This window comes from Microbacterium kunmingense, assembly GCF_023155745.1.
GTDB lineage: Bacteria > Actinomycetota > Actinomycetes > Actinomycetales > Microbacteriaceae > Microbacterium > Microbacterium kunmingense.
In genome coordinates this window covers 1-2,202 of record NZ_JAKNUS010000018.1, presented here as the reverse complement: position 1 = coordinate 2,202, position 2,202 = coordinate 1, and the positions used below count along the sequence as shown (strand labels likewise).

The following is a 2,202-nucleotide window of genomic DNA, read 5'->3' as shown; positions in this document are numbered from 1 at the left end:
ATTCAACATCTTCAAGCAATGGCGCGCCTTGGCCACCCGCTACGACAAACTCGCCCTGACCTATCGCGGCGGCGTCGTCCTACGCGCCATCACCATCTGGCTCAAGGCTTTAAGAGACACGCCCTAGCGCCCGGGTATTGTCGGCACGATGCCGTTGCCGCGTATCCGTTGTTGAAGGGGTGAGTATGTCTGCTGTTGTTGCGCGACTTGACGTGGACCTCACGGATATTGAGTGCATTGTGAAGGTCACGCGGCCACTGGTCGGAGTACCGGACTCCGTGAACTGGACGGAGTTGCCGTCGGGCGTCGCGAAGATCTCCGCTGACGCGACGTTGTACATCTTCGATGACGACGACGAGGGGGAGCCGGAGCGTCGTGTCATCGCGCGCGCTACTGCGTACACCGTCGACCTCGACCGGGTGGGTGACGTCGTTGACGTGTTCGATCAAGTAGGCGGCGAAGCATTCGAGATCACCGAGTCGATTCTCGGTGATGAGAACGTCTTCGAGTGGCTCGACTCCCGCGATCCGCTGGTTGGCGAGCAGGTGTCGCAGCTCGTGATCGTCGAGGGCGTCTTTGTGGAGCCACCGTACCGGGGTCAGCGCCTTGGTCCACGTCTGCTCACGACGCTGGTGGAGACGGTGACCGGCACGGGGAGGGAGACTCTCATCGTTCTCCGCGCGCAACCGGTGCCGTGGGAGCACCTGTCCGAGATCGAGTTTCGGCGCTCCCGAAAGAAGGTCGCTGCGTCGTACGAAAGCGTCGGGTTTGCGCACTTCCGGGACAACATCTATTGGCGTCACAACGCGTTCGTCGGGACCGAGAACCTCGAGGCGTGAGTCACGCCCCCGGGTATTTGGGAACCTTCAGGTCGACCTCCCCGGCCAGGTGGCGAGCGTCGTCGGGCGGGTCCAGTTGCGGCGGGCGGTGCGCTCCGTGGTGAGATCGTGCGGAGCGGCAACGATCCACACGGTCGCTTCCCGCGTCGATCAGATCCGACGAGCCCTCACTGACTATCACCACGATGGCTCACCAACGTCTACGACGAAGACAACCCGGCCGGATCCTCCACCACACCAGGGGACAGGACCATCAATCAAGAAGGGTTTCTCATGCAGTCAGCGCCTCGAGGATGAGACCGCGCACGTGATCAAAGTCGAGGTCGGCCGGAAGCTGGAGCCACGCGTTCTTCTGACCCTTGTAGTGTGTCCCGACGCCGGCGTCAACGAGAGCCGCCGTGCGCATTGGGTCAAGCTTCACCACCACCTGCCCGCCGCTGGTCATGGCGCGCACGGCGCCACTGCTGCTTCCCGAGACGATGAGACTGCCGCGGTGGTTCCGTGACACACCGTCAAGCGCAGTCATCTCGTGAGCGATCGTGTCGAACACTTCATCCCCAGTCATCACGGTTCTCCCTTCATGCGCGGTCGACGACCCCAAAGCGATCCCTACAGGTGGCCCTCAGAAGAAGTGTCCCACTCAGGCTCCTTCACGCGGAAGACCACGGCGCGCAACGCTTCGGGCGCAGAGCTGCGGATCAAGGCCGCCGGGTTACCGGCTCGCAAAACGTTGGAGGACTTCGATTGGGATGCGCAGCGGAGGGCGCTCGCAGACCAGTTCTGACGACCGACAGCAGTTCATCGTCAGCCGGTTCCTACAGATGTCACGCTCCGAGTTGTCCATTTCGCAGGGGAGATGTCTACGCGATGTCCATATGGACCTTTCGGGGCATTGGGGCGAGTCGCTTCGGTGGGATTCGCAAAAAACGTCGAGACGCCGACTGACCGGCGCTCGTAGATTCGAAGCGTGTCCTCAGTCGTCCTTCCACTCACCGCTCAGCGGCATGCGGAACGTGTGAGCCGGGCACTTCACTGGATGGAGGAGCGTCTCGAGGAGCCGGTGACCCTCGCCGAGATCGCGGCGGTCGCTGGTCTTTCGCCGCATCACTTTCACCGCGTCTTCCGTGCGGTCGTGGGTGAGAACCCGAAAGCGCACCTGCGCCGGTTGCGGCTTGAGCGAGCGGTCTACCGACTCAAAGTCAGTACGGACACGGTGCTGCACATCGCGTTGGAATCGGCCGCGTCCGTTTGAGTGGTGGTCTTTCGCTTCGTTGCGATGATCAGCTGTCGTTAGTTTAGGCGGCGGTGATCTCGGGGAGTATCACCGCCTCGTCGATGGTGGGGGTGGTCGCGGTGAGCTCGG

General features: G+C 62.5%; 3 protein-coding genes. 2 read left to right on the top strand and 1 reads right to left on the bottom strand.

The annotated features are described in order from the left end of the window. The first annotated feature begins 212 nt into the window (after window positions 1-212). On the top strand, window positions 213-839 hold the full coding sequence (locus MA875_RS17305; RefSeq protein WP_197281246.1) for a GNAT family protein: 627 nt from the start codon (window positions 213-215) through the stop codon (window positions 837-839). A 271-nt stretch (window positions 840-1,110) separates the two neighbouring features. On the opposite strand, the gene MA875_RS17300 is transcribed toward MA875_RS17305, so the two are convergent. Further along, complete coding sequence (locus MA875_RS17300) at window positions 1,111-1,404, bottom strand: hypothetical protein (protein ID WP_005055297.1); 294 nt, start codon at window positions 1,402-1,404, stop codon at window positions 1,111-1,113. 471 nt (window positions 1,405-1,875) lie between these two features. On the opposite strand from MA875_RS17300, the gene MA875_RS17295 reads away from it, so the two are divergent. Continuing rightward, window positions 1,876-2,091 (top strand): helix-turn-helix domain-containing protein, encoded by a 216-nt coding sequence (locus tag MA875_RS17295; protein ID WP_005055296.1) that lies wholly within the window; start codon window positions 1,876-1,878, stop codon window positions 2,089-2,091. The last annotated feature ends 111 nt before the right edge of the window (window positions 2,092-2,202 follow it).